General features: G+C 63.7%; 17 protein-coding genes. 10 read left to right on the top strand and 7 right to left on the bottom strand.

Annotation, left to right across the window (positions count from 1 at the left end):
* Positions 1-67: 67 nt before the first annotated feature.
* Entirely contained in the window at positions 68-1,072 is a 1,005-nt protein-coding gene (moaA, locus tag PPA02S_RS16450; protein WP_028635405.1) for a GTP 3',8-cyclase MoaA, read from the top strand.
* A 20-nt stretch (positions 1,073-1,092) separates the two neighbouring features.
* A complete protein-coding gene (locus PPA02S_RS16445; protein ID WP_028635404.1) occupies positions 1,093-1,992 on the top strand; it encodes a bestrophin family protein in 900 nt (299 codons plus the stop codon).
* 40 nt (positions 1,993-2,032) lie between these two features.
* Here PPA02S_RS16445 and moaB read toward each other — a convergent pair whose 3' ends face one another.
* The gene (moaB, locus tag PPA02S_RS16440; protein ID WP_028635403.1) at positions 2,033-2,572 is read right to left on the bottom strand and encodes a molybdenum cofactor biosynthesis protein B; all 540 of its coding nucleotides are present in this window, start codon (positions 2,570-2,572) and stop codon (positions 2,033-2,035) included.
* A 140-nt stretch (positions 2,573-2,712) separates the two neighbouring features.
* Here moaB and PPA02S_RS16435 point away from each other — a divergent pair, with 140 nt between their 5' ends.
* Positions 2,713-3,600, top strand: a complete 888-nt coding sequence (locus PPA02S_RS16435; protein WP_028635402.1) for a LysR family transcriptional regulator — start codon at positions 2,713-2,715, stop codon at positions 3,598-3,600.
* Here the strand turns inward: PPA02S_RS16435 and PPA02S_RS16430 are convergent.
* Positions 3,588-4,370, bottom strand: a complete 783-nt coding sequence (locus PPA02S_RS16430; protein WP_028635401.1) for an AraC family transcriptional regulator — start codon at positions 4,368-4,370, stop codon at positions 3,588-3,590. The two genes, PPA02S_RS16435 and PPA02S_RS16430, sit on opposite strands and share 13 nt — an antisense overlap.
* A gap of 242 nt (positions 4,371-4,612) precedes the next feature.
* On the opposite strand from PPA02S_RS16430, the gene PPA02S_RS16425 reads away from it, so the two are divergent.
* The 5 genes from PPA02S_RS16425 to PPA02S_RS16405 are packed head-to-tail and all read left to right on the top strand — an operon-like array spanning position 4,613 to position 11,075.
* The gene (locus PPA02S_RS16425) at positions 4,613-6,229 is read left to right on the top strand and encodes an APC family permease (RefSeq protein ID WP_028635400.1); all 1,617 of its coding nucleotides are present in this window, start codon (positions 4,613-4,615) and stop codon (positions 6,227-6,229) included.
* Positions 6,230-6,280: 51 nt separating this feature from the next.
* Positions 6,281-7,207, top strand: coding sequence for a 4-hydroxyproline epimerase (locus PPA02S_RS16420; protein WP_028635399.1), 927 nt, complete (start codon positions 6,281-6,283; stop codon positions 7,205-7,207).
* A 44-nt stretch (positions 7,208-7,251) separates the two neighbouring features.
* Positions 7,252-8,199: a dihydrodipicolinate synthase family protein gene (locus PPA02S_RS16415; protein ID WP_028635398.1), complete on the top strand. Its 948-nt coding sequence runs from the start codon at positions 7,252-7,254 to the stop codon at positions 8,197-8,199.
* Positions 8,200-8,247: 48 nt separating this feature from the next.
* A complete protein-coding gene (locus PPA02S_RS16410; RefSeq protein WP_028635397.1) occupies positions 8,248-9,825 on the top strand; it encodes an aldehyde dehydrogenase (NADP(+)) in 1,578 nt (525 codons plus the stop codon).
* 2 nt (positions 9,826-9,827) lie between these two features.
* Positions 9,828-11,075: an NAD(P)/FAD-dependent oxidoreductase gene (locus tag PPA02S_RS16405; protein WP_028635396.1), complete on the top strand. Its 1,248-nt coding sequence runs from the start codon at positions 9,828-9,830 to the stop codon at positions 11,073-11,075.
* 19 nt (positions 11,076-11,094) lie between these two features.
* On the opposite strand, the gene PPA02S_RS16400 is transcribed toward PPA02S_RS16405, so the two are convergent.
* The 4 genes from PPA02S_RS16400 to bamJ form a co-directional block, all read right to left on the bottom strand.
* The gene (locus PPA02S_RS16400; RefSeq protein WP_028635395.1) at positions 11,095-11,463 is read right to left on the bottom strand and encodes a hypothetical protein; all 369 of its coding nucleotides are present in this window, start codon (positions 11,461-11,463) and stop codon (positions 11,095-11,097) included.
* Entirely contained in the window at positions 11,460-11,804 is a 345-nt protein-coding gene (locus tag PPA02S_RS16395; RefSeq protein WP_028635394.1) for a helix-turn-helix domain-containing protein, read from the bottom strand. The genes PPA02S_RS16400 and PPA02S_RS16395 overlap by 4 nt, the downstream gene beginning before the upstream one ends.
* Positions 11,805-11,925: 121 nt before the next feature.
* Positions 11,926-12,366, bottom strand: a complete 441-nt coding sequence (locus PPA02S_RS16390) for a YkvA family protein (protein ID WP_028635393.1) — start codon at positions 12,364-12,366, stop codon at positions 11,926-11,928.
* Positions 12,367-12,662: 296 nt separating this feature from the next.
* Positions 12,663-13,427 carry a BamJ family beta-barrel-assembly machinery protein gene (gene bamJ / locus PPA02S_RS16385; RefSeq protein WP_028635392.1) on the bottom strand — a complete coding sequence of 255 codons (765 nt, stop codon included), beginning with the start codon at positions 13,425-13,427 and terminating at the stop codon, positions 12,663-12,665.
* Between the two features lie 340 nt (positions 13,428-13,767).
* Here bamJ and PPA02S_RS16380 point away from each other — a divergent pair, with 340 nt between their 5' ends.
* Positions 13,768-15,087, top strand: a complete 1,320-nt coding sequence (locus PPA02S_RS16380) for a hypothetical protein (RefSeq protein WP_245614727.1) — start codon at positions 13,768-13,770, stop codon at positions 15,085-15,087.
* A 60-nt stretch (positions 15,088-15,147) separates the two neighbouring features.
* Here the strand turns inward: PPA02S_RS16380 and pcaQ are convergent, their stop codons facing one another.
* Positions 15,148-16,080 (bottom strand): pca operon transcription factor PcaQ, encoded by a 933-nt coding sequence (pcaQ, locus tag PPA02S_RS16375; RefSeq protein WP_028635390.1) that lies wholly within the window; start codon positions 16,078-16,080, stop codon positions 15,148-15,150.
* A 120-nt stretch (positions 16,081-16,200) separates the two neighbouring features.
* Between pcaQ and map the strand changes: the two genes are divergently transcribed.
* A complete protein-coding gene (map, locus tag PPA02S_RS16370) occupies positions 16,201-16,980 on the top strand; it encodes a type I methionyl aminopeptidase (RefSeq protein WP_028635389.1) in 780 nt (259 codons plus the stop codon).
* The last annotated feature ends 51 nt before the right edge of the window (positions 16,981-17,031 follow it).

Genomic DNA, 17,031 nt, shown 5'->3' with positions numbered 1-17,031 from the left:
AAGCAATTTGACTGCCCTGCCCCCAGGTTATAGCTTGGAGGCGTACCCCACCCATTCGAGTGTGCACGTGGAACAGAACAGCCGGGCCCTGATCGACGGCTTCAACCGGAAAATCGACTACCTGCGGATGTCCGTGACAGACCGCTGCGATTTCCGCTGCGTGTATTGCATGGCCGAAGACATGCAGTTTCTGCCGCGCCAGCAGATCCTGAGCCTCGAGGAACTGTTCCAGGTGGCCGAGCGTTTCGTGGCACTGGGCACCCGCAAGATCCGCCTGACCGGCGGGGAGCCACTGGTGCGCCAAGGCATCGTCGGCTTGTGCGAGCGCATCGCCGCCCTGCCCGGCCTGCGCGAGCTGTGCCTGACCAGCAACGGCTCGCAGTTGGGGCGCCTGGCGCAGCCGCTGTTCGACGCGGGCGTCACACGCCTGAACATCAGCCTCGACAGCCTGAATGCTGCGCGCTTCAAGCAACTGACACGTACCGGCGACCTGCATCAAGTGATTGCGGGCATAGACGCGGCGCGTCTGGCGGGCTTTCGCCGCACCAAGCTCAACTGCGTGGTGCTCAAGGGCCGCAACGACCATGAGCTGGTAGACCTGGTGCGTTTTGCCATAGACCGCGAGCTGGACATTACCTTCATCGAAGAAATGCCCCTGGGCGTGATCAACGAGCATGAGCGCGGTGAGTCGTTTTGCTCCAGCGACGAAGTGCGCGAGCGCCTGGCCGAGCACTTCAGCCTAATCGAATCTACCGAATCGTCCCAAGGCCCTGCCCGCTACTGGCGGCTGGCCGAAGCGCCGGGCACCCGGGTGGGCTTCATCTCGCCCCATAGCCACAACTTCTGCGCCACCTGCAACCGGGTGCGGCTCACCGTGGAAGGCCGCCTTTTACTGTGCCTGGGCAACGAGCACTCCGTTGACCTCAAACACGTGCTGCGCGCTCACCCGGGCAACCCGCAGCGGCTGGAAACAGCCATTCGCGATTCGTTGCACCTGAAACCCTATCGCCACCATTTTGAAGTGGGTGGCGACGTACAGATCCTGCGTTTCATGAACATGACCGGCGGCTGAGCAGCCGTCTCTGGATTTCCATGATCGTTCATCCCACCCATGGTGTGCTGCGGGTGCTGTTCACCCTCAAAGGGTCGATCCTCAAGCGCATCGCGCTGCGCTGCCTGATGGTCACGCTGTTGGCGGCGCTGATTGTATTGGCCGAGCGCCATTACCCGGCATTCTTCTACCCGGTCAGCGCCACGCCCTTCACCCTGCTGGGGCTGTCGCTGTCGATCTTCATGAGTTTTCGCAACAACGCCTGCTACGACCGTTGGTGGGAGGGGCGCAAGGCCTGGGGCAAGCTGATCATCGAAACCCGCTCGTTCGTGCGTGAAAGTGTGGTGATCACCGATGCCCGGTTGCGGGCCGAGCTGCTGCGCAACCTGTGCGGTTTTGCCCATGCCCTGAATGCGCGGTTGCGCGGGGAAGATGATATGGAGGCCGCGCGCCGTTGGCTGGCGCAGCCCGAAGGGATCAGCACGCACAACGTGTGCGACGGGATTCTGCGTGAGGTCGGTGCGCAGTGCTCGCACCTGGCCGAGCAACAACAGATCAGCGACTGGCGCTACAGCCTGCTGGAACAGCGGCTGGTGGGCTTGAGCGAGGTACAGGCCACCTGCGAGCGTATCAAGGGCACGCCGTTGCCGTTCCCCTACACACTGTTGCTGCACCGCACCATCTACATCTTCTGCCTGTTGCTGCCCTTTGCCCTGGCCGAACCGCTGGGCTGGCTGGCGCCGTTGTTCACCACCATCGTGGGGTACACCTTCTTCGGGCTGGATGCCATCGGCAACGAGCTGGAAGACCCGTTCGGGCGCGATGAGAACGACCTGCCCACCGACGCCATGGTGCGCACCGTGGAACGCGATGTGCTGGCTGGGCTGGGGGAAACGCCGTTGCCACCGGCGTTGTTGCCGGTGGGGTATGTGTTGAGTTGACGGTGCATTGGCGCACGGGTGGGTATCGGGTGATTAAAACTCAGCCGCGGGTCTCGCAGGGCGCGATCGGTTTCAGATGCTTGACGAAATTGCATGGCCGGTGGCGTGCGTCCAGCTGTTCGGCCAGGATGCCCTCCCAGGCCGTGCGGCAAGCCCCGGTGGAGCCAGGCACGCAGCACACCAGGGTACGGTTGGAAAGCCCTGCCAGGGCACGGCTCTGAACCGTGGAAGTACCGATATCCAGAATCGACAGCGCACGGAACAACTCGCCAAACCCGTCGATGCGCTTGTCCAGCAAACACTCCACCGCTTCCGGGGTACTGTCACGCCCGGTAAAACCGGTGCCGCCCGTGATCAGCACCACCTGCACCTGCTCGTCGGCAATCCAGCTGGCGACCTGCGCACGGATCTTGTAGAGGTCATCCTTCAGCAGTGCCCTCGCCACCAGGCGATGGCCAAACTCCACTGAGCGGCAGGCCAGCAGCTCACCCGAGGTATCGGTGTCGAAAGTACGGGTATCGCTGACGGTCAGCACAGCGATGTTGAGCGGTACAAAGGCCGCATCAGGTTGAACACGCACGGTAAAGCCCCCTCGAAGTCAGTATCGCCACGCTAGAGGCCGGCGCTGCAGGCGTCCAATCGATATCACGTACTGGCCGATCAATAGCATCTATCGCAGACGTGGGTTAAGGTCTGTACACCCCGTTACCAGGCAAGCGCATGGACATCAAGCAGCTGAAGTTTCTCCTCGCCCTCGACCAGACCCGCCACTTCGGGCAGGCTGCGGCGTTGTGCCACATCACCCAGCCGACCCTGTCCATGCGCTTGCGCAACCTTGAAGATGAACTGGACCTGGTGCTGGTCAAACGGGGCCAGCGATTCGAAGGCTTTACCGAGGCCGGCGAACGCATCCTGGCCTGGGCCCGCACCCTGCTCGCCGCCCACGATGGCCTGCAGGCCGAAGCGGCCAATTGCCGGGGCCAGGTGGTAGGCAGCCTGCGCCTGGGGACGGTACCGTTGGCCAGCTTCAACCCCATGCAATTGTTGTTGCCGCTGCGGGCAAAATACCCCGGGCTGCACTTTCAACTCAGTTCGCTGAGTTCGGAGCAGGTGGTCGATGGCCTTAGCCGCAACCAGCTCGACCTGGGCATCTGCTACCTGGACCAGGTCAATACCCGGTTCTTCGAGGTCATCGAACTGGGCATCACCACCATGGGCCTGTTGCATGACACGCGGCACTTCCAGTTTACGGGCGATGCCTTGCGCTGGGACCAGCTGGGCGACACGCCCCTGGGCCTACTGAGCAAGGGCATGCACTACCGCCAATCACTGGACCTGAGCCTGCGCAGCCGGGGCCTGGAACCCAATGCGGTGCTGGAAAGCGACTCCAGCTTCCAGCTGATCCAGGCCATCAGCAGCGGCCTGTGCTGCGCAATCATGCCGCTGGGCTGCGGCCTGGAAGCCTTCAGCGAGCACTTGCGCATCCTGCCGGTGGTGGATGCCGCCATCCACAGCCCCGTGGGCCTGCTGCTGCGCCGCAGCGAACCGCGTTCGGCCATTGCCGAGCAGTGCTTTACCGAGGCGAAAGCACTGTTTCAAGCGCCCTGAACACTGGTCGCCTGGCGGTACTGGCGCGGGGTGAACCCGGTCAGTTGCTTGAACTGGCGGCTGAAGGCGCTGTGGTCGGTGTAGCCGCAGCGTAGGGCGACCTCGGTAATTGGCAGCTCGGAATGCAGCAGCCGGTGGGCCTGTTCCAGGCGCGCCTTGTGAATCATCTGCCGGGGGGTGAGGTGAAACACCCGCTTGCAGTAACGCTCCAGCTGAGCGACGGATATGCCCGCTATGCGCGTCAGCTCCCGCATGCTGATCGGCTGCTGGAAGTGGCGACGAATGTGCTCGTCCACAGCGGCAAGGCGCTGATAGGCGGGGTGCGTGTCTGCCGCTGACTGCAGGTCCACCGAAATGCCGATCAGGCCAATGATGGCCCCTTCCACGTTGTGCAAAGGGCGCTTGTGGGTCAGGCACCAGCCGGCTTCGCGGCTGCCATACAGGTGCAGCTCCAGCTGGTCTTCGAGCACCAGGCCCTCTTTCAGCACGCGGCGGTCCTGCTCGGTGTAGCCAGGGCCCAGCTGCGCCGGAAACACCTCGGCGCTGGTCTTGCCCAGCAACGGCGCCAGCCCTTTGAGCCCACAACGCTGCACCAGGGTAGTGTTGGCCAGCACATAACGGGCAGCTTCATCCTTGATGAAGATCGCCGCGTTGGGGATGGCGTCAAGGATGGGCAGCAGCAGCGATACGCCGCCCAGCAGCGCCTCAAGGTTGGCTGGCCGGTACCGCTCCAGCGCCGGGCACAGGGTAGCCAAGGGGGTAGGCATCATTTCTAAAGCCCATGTTCAGTGAGGCTTCGAGCCTATCTCCACGGCCTTGCGGCACGCCAACGGTTTTTCGTGACTGTGCCGATTTCGTCATGCCCCCTGCAGAAAACCATCAAGAACCGCCCCGCCGATCGGTTCACTCTATGCCCCATGCAAGCCGCCCATGTTCCACAAAAGCGCGGCCGAAACGCCGCACCTCGTGACATCAGACCTGCCTATCCAATAACCAACAAAAAGGCGAACCCATGTCAGGCAAGTTCAAGAAACAGCTGTCATTGCTGGACCTCACCTTCATCGGCCTAGGGGCCATCTTCGGCTCCGGCTGGCTGTTCGCTGCCAGCCACGTATCCGCCATTGCCGGCCCTGCGGGCATTCTGTCGTGGTTTCTGGGCGGCTTTGCCGTGCTGCTGCTGGGCATCGTGTATTGCGAGCTGGGCGCGGCCCTGCCGCGTGCCGGCGGCGTGGTGCGCTACCCGGTGTATTCCCACGGGCCACTGCTGGGCTACCTGATGGGGTTCATCACCCTGATCGCCTTTTCCAGCCTGATCGCCATCGAAGTGGTCGCCTCGCGCCAGTACGCCGCGGCCTGGTTCCCCGGGCTGACCAAGGCCGGCTCCAGCGACCCGACCGTGCTGGGCTGGCTGGTGCAGTTCGCGCTGTTGGGGCTGTTCTTCATCCTGAACTACCGCAGCGTGAAAACCTTCGCCAAAGCCAACAACCTGGTCAGCGTGTTCAAGTTCATCGTGCCGCTGCTGGTGATCGGCGTGCTGTTCACCTTCTTCAAACCCGAGAATTTCCAGGTGCAGGGTTTAGCGCCGTTTGGCCTGTCCGGGGTGGAAATGGCGGTATCGGCCGGCGGCATCATTTTCGCCTACCTGGGCCTCACACCGATCATCTCGGTGGCCAGCGAGGTCAAGAACCCGCAACGCACCATTCCTATTGCGCTGATACTGTCGGTGCTGCTGTCCACCGCGATCTACGCCCTGCTGCAACTGGCATTTCTCGGCAGCGTGCCCACTGACATGCTGGCCAATGGCTGGTCGGCGGTAACCCAGGAACTGGCCCTGCCCTACCGCGATATCGCCCTGGCCTTGGGTGTGGGCTGGCTGGCCTACCTGGTGGTGGCGGATGCGGTGATCTCCCCAAGCGGCTGCGGCAACATCTACATGAACGCCACCCCCCGCGTGGTGTATGGCTGGGCGAAGACCGGCACGTTCTTCCGGTACTTCACCCGCGTCGATGAGCAGTCTGGTATTCCGCGCCCGGCCCTGTGGCTGACGTTCGGCCTGTCGGTGTTCTGGACCCTGCCGTTCCCCTCGTGGGAAGCGCTGATCAACGTGGTGTCCGCTGCACTGGTGCTGAGTTACGCCGTCGCCCCGGTGACCGTTGCCGCCCTGCGCCGAAACGCGCCCGACATGCCGCGCCCGTTCCGGGTCAAGGGCATGGGGGTACTGGGCCCGCTGTCGTTCATCATCGCCGCACTGATCGTGTATTGGTCGGGCTGGGGCACGGTGTCCTGGCTGCTGGCGCTGCAAATCCTGATGTTCGTGCTGTACCTGGTGTGCGCGCGCTTCGTGCCCACCGAGCACGTGTCGCTGGCCCAGCAGGTGCGCTCGTCGGCGTGGCTGATCGGCTTCTACGCCGTGACCATCCTGCTGTCCTGGCTGGGCAGTTTTGGCGGCACCGGGGTGATCGGCCACCCGCTCGACACCGTGATCGTCGCCGCATGTGCGCTTGGCATTTACTACTGGGGCGCGTGCACCGGGGTGCCGGCACATCTGGTGCGCCTGGAAGGCGAGGATGAAAGCGAAGCCAGCCAAGCGCCGTTGGTCGCCCAACGCCCGGCGGTAGCGGCGCCCTGACGGCCCGCACCCACAGTGCAAAACTTGGCCAACCACACTACGGACACGACCATGAAACAGATCCACATCATCGACTCGCATACCGGCGGCGAACCCACGCGCCTGGTGATGAAAGGCTTCCCGCACCTGCACGGTCGCAGCATGGCCGAGCAGCGCGACGAACTGCGTGAGCGGCACGACGCGTGGCGCCGGGCCTGCCTGCTGGAGCCGCGGGGCAACGACGTGCTGGTGGGGGCGCTGTACTGCCCGCCGGTGTCGGCTGACGCCACCTGCGGGGTGATCTTCTTCAACAACGCCGGTTACCTGAACATGTGTGGCCACGGCACCATCGGCCTGGTCGCCTCGCTGCAACACCTGGGCCTGATCGCACCCGGGGTGCACAAGATCGACACCCCGGTCGGCCAGGTCAGCGCCACCCTGCATGAGGACGGCGCCATCACCGTCGGCAACGTGCCCGCCTACCGCTACCGCCAGCAGGTGGCGGTGGATGTGCCCGGCCATGGCGTAGTGCACGGCGATATCGCCTGGGGTGGCAACTGGTTCTTCCTGGTCAGCGAGCATGACCAGCGCCTTGAACTGAGCAACCGCGAAGCCCTCACCGACTACACCTGGGCCATGCTCAAGGCCCTCGAAGCCCAAGGCATTACCGGTAAGCACGGTGCCCCCATCGACCATGTCGAGCTGTTTGCCGAAGACGCCGCAGCCGACAGCCGCAACTTCGTCATGTGCCCGGGCAAAGCCTACGACCGTTCGCCTTGCGGCACCGGCACCAGCGCCAAGCTGGCCTGCCTGGCGGCAGACGGCAAGCTGGCCGAGGGCCAGGCCTGGGTACAGGCCAGCATCACCGGCAGCCAGTTCACTGGCCGCTACGAGCGTGACGGTGAGCGGATTCGCCCGTTCATTACCGGCCGCGCCTACATGACCGCCGACAGCACGCTGCTGATCGACGAACAGGACCCCTTCGCCTGGGGCATCTGACCCCTGTTTTCCTTTACCACCCGACACCGCCAGGAGCACTAACAATGACTGACAACATCTTCACCGGCACCATGCCCGCCCTGATGACCCCCTGCACCGCCGACCGCAAACCTGACTACGACGCACTGGTGCGCAAGGGCCGTGAGCTGATCGAGGCTGGCATGAGCGCAGTGGTGTACTGCGGCTCGATGGGTGACTGGCCACTGCTCAGCGAGGCCGAACGCCAGGAGGGTGTGGCGCGGCTGGTAGCAGCGGGCATCCCGACAATCGTCGGTACCGGCGCGGTGAACACCCGCGAAGCCGTCGCCCACGCTGCCCACGCGGCCAAGGTGGGCGCCGCGGGCCTGATGGTCATTCCACGGGTGCTCAGCCGGGGGGCATCGCTGATTGCCCAGAAGCACCACTTCGCGGCGATTCTGGCCGCCGCGCCTGCGCTGCCGGCAGTGATCTACAACAGCCCGTACTACGGCTTCGCCACCCGCGCCGACCTGTTCTTCGAACTGCGCCAGCAATTCCCCAACCTGATCGGCTTCAAGGAGTTCGGCGGCGGCGCGGACCTGCGCTATGCGGCCGAGCACATCACCTCCCAGGATGACGGTGTGACGCTGATGGTGGGCGTGGATACCCAGGTGGTGCATGGCTTCGTCAACTGCAACGCCACCGGCGCCATCACCGGCATCGGTAACGCCTTGCCACGGGAGGTGCTGCAACTGGTGAGCCTGAGCAAGCAGGCTGCCAAGGGCGACGCCCGAGCCCGCCGCCTGGCCCGTGAGCTGGAAGCGGCACTGGGGGTGCTGTCGTCGTTCGATGAAGGTTGCGACCTGGTGCTGTATTACAAGCACCTGATGGTGCTCAACGGCGACACGGAGTACACCCTGCACTTCAACGAAACCGATGCCCTGACCGATGCCCAGCGCAACTACGCCGAGCAGCAGTACGCGCTGTTCCGTAGCTGGTATGCGCACTGGTCGACCGAGCAGAACGTGGCCTGACCGCAGCCGCCCTCTCCTGCACCTGCATTGCATTCACAAGGAGTCACCATGCCCCTCACAGGTAAACTGCTGATCGGCCAAACCCCGGTAGCCGGCACACGCCAAGCCCTGCGCGCCATCAACCCGGCCAGCGGCCAGGCACTGGAGCCGGCGTACCCGGGCGGCACGGGCGAACACGTGGCCCAGGCCTGCGCCCTGGCCTGGGCGGCGTTCGACGTCTATCGCGAAACCACACTGGAACAGCGTGCCAGCTTTCTGGAAGCAATCGCCGTACACATCGAAGCCCTCGGCGATGCACTGATCGAGCGCGCCGTCGCCGAAACGGGCCTGCCCACGGCGCGTATCCAGGGCGAGCGCGGCCGCACCTGCACCCAGTTGCGCACTTTCGCCCGCGTGGTGCGGGCCGGTGAGTGGCTGGACGTAAGGGTCGACCCGGGCCTGCCGGAGCGCCAACCCCTGCCCCGCCCCGACCTGCGCCAGCGGCACATCGCCCTGGGGCCGGTCGCGGTATTCGGCGCCAGCAACTTCCCACTGGCGTTCTCGGTAGCCGGTGGCGACACCGCCTCGGCGCTGGCGGCCGGCTGCCCGGTAGTGGTCAAGGCGCACGGCGCTCACCCTGGCACCAGCGAACTGGTAGGCCAGGCCGTGGCAAACGCCGTCCAGCAGTGCGGGCTGCCTGAAGGGGTGTTCTCGCTGCTGTACGGTTCGGGCCGTGAAGTGGGCATCGCGCTGGTCAGCGACCCCCGCATCAAGGCCGTGGGCTTTACCGGTTCACGCAGCGGCGGCCTGGCCTTGTGCCAAGCCGCCCAGGCTCGGCCCGAACCTGTTCCGGTGTATGCGGAGATGAGCTCGATCAACCCGGTGTTCCTGTTCGATGCGGCCTTGCAGGCACGCGCTGAAGCCATGGCCCAAGGGTTCATTGGCTCACTCACTCAAGGTGCAGGGCAGTTCTGTACCAACCCAGGGTTGGTGATCGCCAAGCAGGGGCCTGATTTGCAACGCTTCATCCAGGCTGCCAGCCAGCATGTAAGCCAGGCCGCAGCGCGGACCATGCTCACCCCCGGGATTTTTGCCGCCTATCAGGCAGGCATCAGTGCCCTGGCTGAAAACGGAGGTGCCTCGCAGGTGGCCAGCGGCCTTGCGGCCGAGGGCGTCAACCAAGGCCAGGCGCACCTGTTCGTGGCCGAGGCCGAGGCGTTTCTCGCCGACCCGACACTGCAGACCGAAGTATTTGGTGCCACATCGCTGGTGGTAGCCTGCGCCAGCGACCAGCAGATGCGTGAAGTGGCCGATCACCTCGAGGGCCAGCTCACAGCTACCCTGCAATTGGACGACGCTGACATCGACAGCGCCCGCGCCCTGCTGCCCACCCTGGAACGCAAGGCTGGGCGGATCCTGGTCAACGGCTGGCCGACCGGTGTAGAGGTGTGTGACGCCATGGTGCATGGTGGGCCATTCCCGGCCACGTCCGATGCCCGCAGCACGTCGGTGGGCACCGCGGCCATCCAGCGTTTCCTGCGACCAGTGTGCTACCAGGACTTTCCTGACGCGCTGTTGCCTGAGGCGTTGCAGCACACCAACCCGTTGCAACTGCGGCGCCTGCTCGACGGCAAGCGGGAAGGCTGAGCATGGAGCACACCCCCGCAAACGATATCGTGGTAGTGGGTGCCGGCATCATCGGTGTGGCCTGCGCCCTGCAGCTGGCACGCCAGGGCCGGCAGGTACTGCTGGTTGACCGCCAGCTCCCCGGCCAGGGGGCATCCTGGGGCAATGCGGGGCACCTGGCTACCGAGCAGGTGTTCCCCATCGCCGACCTGTCGATTCTCAAGCGCCTGCCGCGCATGCTGCTGGACCCGATGGGGCCACTGCGCCTGGACTGGAAGTACCTGCCCAAGGCGATGCCCTGGTTCACCCGCCTGCTGCTCAACCTGCGCCCGGCACCGTTCCAGCGCAGCGTCGCGGGTATTCGCGCGCTCAACGAAGCCAGCCTGGCGGCCTGGCAGCAGCTGCTGGGGTCGATCGGGCGCAGCGACCTGTTTCATCAGGACGGCTCGCTGCTGGTGTTCGAGCGGCCAGAATCCAGTGAGGCGCTGGCGGCGTTGCGCAGCCGCATGCAGCAACAGGCCGTACCGGTGGAGCTGTGGTCTGCGCGGCAGGTACAGGCCGCTGCGCCCCAGCTGAACCCAAGCCTGCTGGGCGGTTTGTTCTTCCCGTCCACTGGCCACTTCATCGACCCCTATCGGGTGCTGTGCGAGCTGTTCGAGGCGGCCCAGGCCGAGGGCGTGCGCTTCATGCAGGCTCAGGTCGACAGTGGGCGGCTGCACAGCGCCGGGGTAACCCTTGCCAGCAACTGCGGTGCGCTGCATGCCCGCCAGGTGTTGCTGAGCTGTGGCGCGCATTCGGCGCACCTCACTGCTGCGCTCACGGGCAAGCAGGTGCCACTGGACACCGAACGGGGGTACCACCTGATGCTGCCGGCCGAACACCAACGCCTGCCGTTCGCCGTCACATCCCTTGAGCGCAAGTTCATCATGACGCCCATGACCGGGGGGTTACGCCTGGCCGGCACGGTCGAGTTCGCCGGCCTGCAAGCTCCCCCGAGCATGCAGCGGGCGTGGCAACTGCATCGGTTGAGCAAGGGGTTGTTCAGGGAAGACTTGAGCACCGAGGGTGCGAGCCCCTGGATGGGGATGCGCCCGTCGTTGCCAGACTCATTGCCGGTGATCGACCGGGTGTGTGAAGGTCGGGTGCTGCTGGCTTTCGGGCATCAGCACCTGGGCTTGACCCAGGCAGCGGTCACAGCGCAATGGGTGGGTCGGCTGGCCGAGGCGCTTGGAGGCCCTGAAACGCGGGCATACCGCCTGGACCGCTTCTGATCACCCGATACCACTGCAGCTAAGGCGCCTCGGGGTAGCTGTACTCAAATACCCGAACCACTTCGGAAGCATGCCAGGACGCTGCCTCCATGCCATCGACCGGGCCCGAAAAGCGACCCAGCTTTTCGACGCATTCGAAAAACCCGGTACGGGGCAGCCGGCTGGCACCCTGGCTGATCACCAGTGAACTTCGCAGTGGCTGCTCGGCCCGGGCATCCAGCACCGCCAGGTACTCCAGCGCTGCGGTCAGTGTCTGCATGGCCGGGCTGGGCAATTGCAAGCGCTCGATCAGCGCACGGTAGGTCAGCAGGTGGCGTTGACGCCTGGCCAGATCAAGCTCGCCCAGCAGGTTATCCCAATGCTGGCGGCTGATCCTGACGTGGCTCATGACACCTCGCTCCAGCCAGCCACGCCCAGGTGCCACGCCAATGCGCGGCGGATGGCAGCATCAGGCTGGCGCTCGCCGGCTTCAATCATGGCCAGGTAAGCGGGGCTTACCCCTACATTTCGGGCCAACTGTTCGGCAGCAATCCCTTTGGCTCTGCGGATATCCCCCACCTCACTGAAGGCGGGCGCCGGTGCAGGTGGCAGCTGCTCGCCGCTTTCGTCGCCGGTGACAGGTGGCGTTGCCGGGGCCTGCCCTGCAGCCTTCAGCAACGCCTGATAGTGCTCCCACGGAACGACGGCGTACTCTGGCTGACCGTCCCGGCTGATGACCTGAATACCCATTACGAACCCCTCAAGAGGATTACCGCATGTAATCCGTTGGCATAATCCTTATGCCAATTATATGACCAAGTCCGCGATCTGTGCAGCCAGGCACCTTCGCGGCCAGGCTGAGGGGCCGGTATCAGGGCGCAGGACGCTCCAGGCGCAGGGCTTCGGGGGTAGCTGGCAACCGCTCCACCACGCGCAGGCGCTCGGGGGCCTGGCAGTCGCGCCACGCCTTGAACCGCGCCAGCTCATCGGCCACGGTCTTCATTACCCAGCCCAGCACGGCAATGTCATCCAGGAAGCCCACCCCCAGCAACCAATCGGGGATGGCATCGATGGGGCTTACGAAATACAGCAGACCTGCCACGATCGTGACCAGCGCTTTGGGGCTTATGGCACGGTACTCGCCGCGCCACCATGCCAGGCACAGTGACTGCATCAGCTTCACGTCTTCACGCAACTTGCCCAGCCGCGGGCCTTTGCGAGCCACAGCAAACAGCAGTGCAGGCAACCGACCGCGGCTGAGCAGGCGCTCGGCCAGCGGCAGAAAGCGAGCGAAATTCCAGGGTGCATTCATGGAGCCTCCAGGACGGAAGAGGTTATCCACATTTATTGTGGATAACCTTGTGAACAGGGCGGTGTTTCTGACGTCAGGTGCCTATCAGACAAGGGCCAAGGTCAGATCGGGCGTTTTTTACACAGCCGTTACAGCCCCGCATACGCGTACGGGCCAAACGGCTCAGGTTAGACGCTTCCTGCTTCTACACGCTGCATGTCCTCGGACACTATCAGCACTTGCCGGTTCGACCAAGCACTCTGCACAAACACGAACGCCCCGTCGGGACGGGGCGTTCAGGTTGCAGCAAACGGCTTTTACTTGGCAGGTGCTTCAGCCGGGGCTTCGGCTGGGGCGTCTGCTTCAGGTTCGGCGCCTTGCAGCTGAGCCGGGTCCTTGATGGCGATCAGCTCAAGGTCGAACACCAATACCGAGTTTGCCGGGATCAGCGGGCTTGGGCTCTGTGCGCCGTAGGCCAGCTCAGCCGGGATGAACAGCTTGTACTTCTCGCCCACGTGCATCAGTTGCAGGCCTTCGACCCAACCTGGGATCACGCCGCTCACCGGCAGATCGATCGGGCTGCCGCGCTCGACCGAGCTGTCGAATACCTTGCCATCGATCAGCTTGCCTTCGTAGTGAACGGTCACCACATCGGTAGGCTTGGGCTGCGGGCCGTCGGCCTTCTTCACCACTTCATACTGCAGGCCCGACGCCGTGGTAACCACGCCCGGCTTCTTGGCGTTTTCTTCCAGGAACTTCTTGCCGGCAGAGGCCGCTTCTTCGCTGGCCTTGGCCAGGCGTTCTTCGGCGCGTTTCTGCAGCGCGGTGAAGGCCTCTACCAGCTCTTCGTCCTTCAGGCGCTGCTCTTTCTTGCCAACGGCGTCTTCGATACCCAGCGCGACTGCTTTCGAATCAAGGTCATCCATGCCTTCCTGAGCCAGGCTCTTGCCCATGTTCAGGCCGATACCGTAGGAGGCTTTCTGCGCGGGGGTCTTCAGTTCGGGGCTGCTGGCCTGCTGGTCGCAACCAGCCAGTACCAGGCCTACCAGGGCAACCGCAGCCGCCAAACGATGCTGTTTCATGCTATTTCCTTGTTCATGCGCCATAAGGGCAATCAGGGTGTAGGCCGCGAGCTTAGCAGGCGGTCGTCACCAATGGCTACCGGCATAGGAGCGGGTTTCACGCAATAAGTTCAGCAGGCCACGGGCGGCGTCGCCTGTTGCCAAGCCGGACGCCAGTATTGGTCATTCTCTTCGTTGAAGCACCGAGCAAAAAGGTGTGGGCGCGCACGAAAAAGCCGGCCAAGCCCGCGACAAAACTGATAATTCTGACAGTAGCGCACCACAAGCGCCTGCCTTCCAATGGCTGACAAGGCATTCGCAAGAAAGCCTGACCTGAGTTTGCCACTACGAAGGATAGGTTATGAACATCTCACGCAAGCCCAACCGCTCGACCCGCGTGCCACCGTCCGTAAACAACGCTGACAGAGAAGTGGCCGCCGCACCCATCGATACACGCTATGGCGTGGAAGGGCTGGGCTATTTCTTACCCCAGGAAAGGGGCAGCCGCAGTACCAGCACAGGATTTATCAAAAGCCATACCCAGCCGGGGCGGACCTATGGCATTGGCCGCAGCACCAACCTGGAAACGTCGCACACCACGGTATTCGTAGCCTGCCTCACGGAGTACGGCCAGCTGGACAAAAGCTTCCATGCGGACGGGATTTTTGATTTCAACACAATCGGCGACACCCGTTACGCAGCACTCAACAGCATCATCGAAGACAGGCAGGGCAACCTGCTGGTCATCTTGAGCCTGGATGGCGAGTCAGCCAGCCACATATGGAGGCTGACAGCGAGCGGTGAGCCCGACCTGAGTTTCGGTCAGGGGAAAGGCTATGTGGATACCCGCGGCCTGATCGACGAGGCGCTGGTGCTTGAGCGCCTGGCACTGGTTGGGCAAGGCATCTTCGTCGCCGGCCTGCGCCGAGGGCCTGAAAAATTCGAGCCGGTGATTGTAGCCTTCGATAACGACGGCAGACTGCGCAGAGACTTCGGCACTGACGGGATACTGGATGGCACTCAACTCATTCCTGACACCAGCCAGCACATCATCGATGGCATTGTCGCTTTCGCTCCGCAAGCAGGCACCGAGCGCCTGCTCGTCACACTCTACCTTCTGCGCGATGACGTGATCTACAGCGTTGCAATGGCACTGACCACCGAAGGTAAATTCGACACCTCGTTTGGTGATGACGGCCTGTATTGGTCCGATGACAATGTGATCCTTTACGGCCTGTCCGTCGACGTCAAGGCCAAGCGCATTTCCTTCTACGGCAGCATAATGCCCGACGAGGATGGCCCGGAATTCCCGGCCATTTACCGCATAGACTACGCCGGTAAGCCGGCAAAAGAGTTCAACAACGGCAACATGCTTGTGTTCGAGCGCCCAGGTGCCTGGACCTCAGGCATGGAAGATGGAAACGGGCTTGTGGGCTATGGACAGTTCTATACCTACACACTCGCTTTTCGCCTGACTGCGGCTGGCACGTTTGATGACACCTTTGTTCCACCCCGAGGCTATGGGCAATACGGTGCCCGAGGCGACGACGGTTTTTACTCATCTGGTGCGCCGCCTGTATACGACGCCGCGCATAAGCGCCTGTTGATCAGCGGCAATATGGAGGTAACGCCTGGCTTCAACGTTCCAGGCGTAATCGCCATATCCATGCGGCCCACTTGATCAACCAACAATCGCTGATTGGGGCGCTGGCCAGCCTCAAGCGCTCCCTCGCAGCGAGGCTCAAGGGTATACCCGCTCCCGATACTGCGCGGCCACCTCACGCAACACGTCGCACACCCACTGCCCCGGCAGGCTCTGTGCCAGTGCAGCATTGCGGCAGATGCCCACCGAACCGCCAGGTTCGCGCACGCCCAGGTCGAGTTCGACCAGGTCGCCACGGCGCAGGTCCAGCAGCACAGCGTCGCGCGGGGCTACCCAAACCGCGTCGCTGCCCTGCACGTAACGCCGGCTCAGGACCAGCGACAAGGTTTCCAGGCGCTGTGCGGGCATCTGGATGCCGCATTGCACGAACAGGCTGTCGGCATGCTGACGGATCGTCGTACCGGCCGGCGGCACTACCAGTGGGTACTGCCCTACACGCGCCCGTTCGAGCGGTGCAACAGCCAGCAGCGGGTGACCGGCGCGCACCACCAGGGTCATGGACTCGCTGTACAGGTGCTCGAACGAAAGGCCCTGTATCTGCGGGCTGTCGGTCATCCGCCCCACCACCAGCTCCAGTTCACCCACGCGCAACTGGCCAAGCAATTGCGCACTCACGCCGGTCACCACGTTGATGACCAAGGCCTGGTGGCGCTGATGCAGGCGGCACAGTACCTCGGGCATCAACAGGCTTTCGACCGTGGACAACACACCGATGCGCACCTGGGACGGCACCTGCGCCTCGCCGCGCAGGCAGCTGACGCCATCGCGCAGGGCCTGCACACTGGGCCCTGCATAACGCATGAAGCGTGTGCCAGCGGGGGTCAGTTCAACGCCCTGGCGGCCCCTCACGAACAGCCTGGCCTGCAGAAGGTCTTCGAGTTCCCTGAGGGTCTTGGAGATCGCCGGCTGGCTGATGGCGAGCACGTCTGCCGCCCTGGCCAGGCTGCCCTGTCGGGCAATCTCCAGAAAGCACAGTAGGTGGCGGTACTTGATACGGGTGTCGAGGTTCATGACGCCAGCTTACCGCATTGTCGGCAAGGCCGTGCCCCCTGTGGCCCCGCCGCATTGGCAACCTGGGTGCGGCAAGCGCTATGCTTGAGCAAATTTCCGCATGAGCAACTGCCCTCCCCCATGTCCAAGGTCATCATCAAGACCCCCGCCCAACTCGACCTGATGCGCCGCGCCGGCCAGCTTCTGGCGCAAGTATTCGCCGATCTCGACAGCTTTATCCGCCCGGGTGTCACCACCCTGCAGATCAACGACCGGGCCGAGGCGTTCATCCTCGACACACTCAGGGCACGCCCCGCCAGCAAGGGGCAGTATGGCTTCCCCTATGCGCTCAACACCTCGGTGGATCACGTGGTGTGCCACGGTATGCCCAAGGCCGATGAGGTGCTTCAGGCGGGGTCCATCATCAATGTCGATATCACCCTGGAACAGGGTGGGTACATTGCGGACTCCTCGAAGATGTACAGCCTGGGGCCGGTAAGCGAAGAGGCCCGCCATCTGGTAGCGACCACCTACGATGCGCTGTGGAAAGGCATCGCACAGGTCCGCCCGGGGGCCACGCTGGGTGATATCGGCCACGCTATCCAGGCTCACGCCGAGGGCGCAGGCTACAGTGTGGTTCGGGAGTACTGCGGCCATGGCATCGGCCAGCAGATGCACGAGGCGCCCGAAGTGCTACACGTGGGCCAACGCGGCATGGGCATCAAGCTGAAACCTGGCATGGTGTTTACCATCGAACCGATGATCAACCAGGGTGGGCGCGGTACCCGTACGTTGAAAGATGGCTGGACGGTGATCACCCGTGACCACAGCCTCTCGGCCCAGTGGGAGCATACCGTGGCGGTAACCGAAGAAGGCTATGAAGTGCTGACCTTGCGCGATGAAGAGCGTGGCCGCCACTGAACGTGCGGTGAAAACGCCAAAACGAAAAAAGCGACCCTAAGGTCGCTTTTT

The organism is Pseudomonas parafulva NBRC 16636 = DSM 17004, assembly GCF_000730645.1.
GTDB lineage: Bacteria > Pseudomonadota > Gammaproteobacteria > Pseudomonadales > Pseudomonadaceae > Aquipseudomonas > Aquipseudomonas parafulva.
This window is presented reverse-complemented; position numbering and strand designations above follow the sequence as displayed.